Origin of the sequence: Solemya elarraichensis gill symbiont (assembly GCF_002021095.1) — a bacterium.
GTDB lineage: Bacteria > Pseudomonadota > Gammaproteobacteria > Chromatiales > Chromatiaceae.
In genome coordinates this window covers 1-2,635 of record NZ_MPRK01000237.1, presented here as the reverse complement: position 1 = coordinate 2,635, position 2,635 = coordinate 1, and the positions used below count along the sequence as shown (strand labels likewise).

General features: G+C 50.3%; 2 protein-coding genes. One reads left to right on the top strand and one right to left on the bottom strand.

Features of this window, described 5'->3' with window-relative positions; all coding sequences use genetic code 11:
* Nucleotides 1-1,048: ABC transporter ATP-binding protein (locus BOW51_RS09580; protein ID WP_135568221.1), on the top strand; the 1,048-nt coding region annotated here is incomplete at its 5' end.
* 17 nt (nt 1,049-1,065) lie between these two features.
* On the opposite strand, the gene BOW51_RS09575 is transcribed toward BOW51_RS09580, so the two are convergent.
* Nucleotides 1,066-2,635: PglL family O-oligosaccharyltransferase (locus BOW51_RS09575; protein WP_078477524.1), on the bottom strand; the 1,570-nt coding region annotated here is incomplete at its 5' end.

Here is a 2,635-nt window from a genome sequence, read left to right as displayed (position 1 = left end):
CACCGGCTACGAGATTCGCTCAGGCATTGCCGGTGCCTTCACCGGCGCTGTTCGCGAGCCGGTTACCGTGGTGTTCATCATGGTTATCGTTTTGATCCAGATCGTCTACCTGGAGCAGCCATTGTCTCCGATCATGATCTCGATATTGCTCTTCCATCGTGGTCTGAATTCTGTCATGGCTGTGCAGTCTACTTTGCAGAGTACGCTTGGCAATGTTGGCGGCCTGGAGATGGTAAGGGATGAATTAGAAGCCGTCTGCAACGAACAGGAAGCGAATGGTAATCAGTCCATACCGCCACTCGGACAGGCTATCACGCTAAACAATGTGCAGTTCGGTTATGACCATACAATGGGCAATGTGTTGCACGATATCAGCCTGGAAATCCCGGCGCGTACCTCGGTCGCATTTGTTGGTGAATCCGGGGCAGGCAAGTCGACACTGGTGGACCTGATTACACTGATGCTCAAGCCACAGAGCGGTCAGGTACTGATTGATGGAGTGCTTGGCGAAGATGTGGAACTGACAAGTTGGCGCAAGCAGATTGGCTATGTCTCACAGGAAACCGTGATTTTCGATGACACGATTGCCAACAATATTTGCATGTGGGTAGGTGATGTTGAAAAGGACCAGGAACTTCACCAACGCGTGCGAGAGGCTGCGCGCCAGGCCCATATTGATCACTTTATCGATACATTGCCCGGTGGGTACCAGACCCTTGTAGGTGATCGGGGTTTGCGCCTTTCAGGTGGTCAGCGACAGAGGCTGTTCATCGCGCGTGAATTGTTCCGCAAGCCTAACTTGCTCATCCTGGATGAGGCGACCAGCTCGCTGGATACTGAATCCGAGCAGGCGATTCAACAGAGTATTGATGAGCTCAAAGGGCAGATTACCGTAGTGATTATTGCTCACAGGCTGTCAACAATCCGTAAAGTTGATTACATCTATGTCTTCGAACATGGACACTTGCTTGAGCAGGGGGCTTACCAGGCTCTGCGCGACGCGGATGAATCTCGCTTCGGCAAATTGATCGCCATGCAAGCTCTCTAGTCAAAAAGGGCTGTCATTCATGAGGATGTGCTGATTAGCAGAGATGGCAAAGCAACCTGGTTCAACTGTGGATGCAATGCTGCTGATGACCTCCATCGATCCAGGTAATCTGCGTAAATATCGCTGCCATGCATATGCCTTAATACCAGCAGGATTTCAGAAGCTTTTTCAGGGTGATGATTCAGCCCCAGTGCTACTGCGTAGCGAAACAGCACGTAGTGCCTGGGATAGCGTAATGCGACCTGATGTATCTCATCCAGTTCTGCTTCTTCCATTCCTTCCCTTGGCTTGTTGTTGCCAAGGTCAATGAAAGCTTTTAAGTGGTTTAGAAAACGAATCTCTCCCTGTGGGATAACCATCAGCTCTGCTTTCTTTATCCTGGCATTTATACTATGCATTTTCAGGTTGGCCTGTTTCAGGATTGCAAACTCCGTCTGTACCAGCAGCATGAGAATCAACACGCAGCTTGTGATCGCGATACTGATTATGGGAGGCACACTGACAGACACAGTTTTTGACATCATCAATTGTTCAGAATAACCGACCAGGATTCCTACGGGGACGAGAAAATAGGCAAATTCATACGGAAATTCCAGCTGGGAATGGACAGCGACCGCTCCAATCATGCATAGCAGGTAAAAATGTTCAGGTGTCGTGCATTTCCAGATATGATGCCAGCCCCAGAGCATCACAGCAGCAATCATCAGCAGGCCGATAACCGGGCCATTCCAGACCAGAAAGGAAAGGAACAGATTATGGCTGGAGGTTGTATCGATTGTTCGCCACGACTGGTCAGAAGTCAGGGCAAGAGCGACACTCTCCTGCTTCCATCCATATCCACCCCAGTCACCAACAACAACTGCGTTTAGCAAGTGTGTCCATATGCGCGGACGAACTTCCCCCTCTTCATTGCGAATAAAGCTCTCCAGGGGAGGGATTGTCTGAACCTCCGTTACCACTGGAAAGGTCCAAAGCAGGATCAACAGGTAAAAGCCAACCGCCATGAGCAGCCACACTACCAAGCGGCGGGGCGTTTCCAGGTATTGATACTTGAGCAGAACGAACAGTGAGAGTATGAATGCATCAAGCCAGGGAGTGCGTGATTTGCTGAGAGCCAGGCCAAACACAAAGAAAAGCAGCAGGATCACTGTCGCGACATTGCCGATGCGTTTTACATGATTCAGATAGAGCAGGGCACCAACGGCCATCATTGTAAGCGTGGCAAAATGATTTCTTTGACCCATGTTGCCGCTCGGGGTGCTTTGGAAAGGGGTTTCCATGAGCCCCCCGGCCGTAAAGTCGATATGTAGCCAGTGGATGGTCGAAACAGTCACTGAAAAGGCAGCGACCAGTACCAGTGCCCATAACAGTGTTTTGGTCCATTCGGCATCTAGCTCTCTGCCGGCACTGATCGCAAATGCAAAGCCGGCAAGATAGACAGACGACAGGAAGGCATCCCCGAAAAAGAGTATCGTGCCCGAGAGATACTGCAGCATAGGTATCACTGCAATGGCAAAAACAAGCAGGGATGAGTAAGAGACACGAAAACGACCACCATTCCTGGCGAAAATCGCAATTACGATGAAG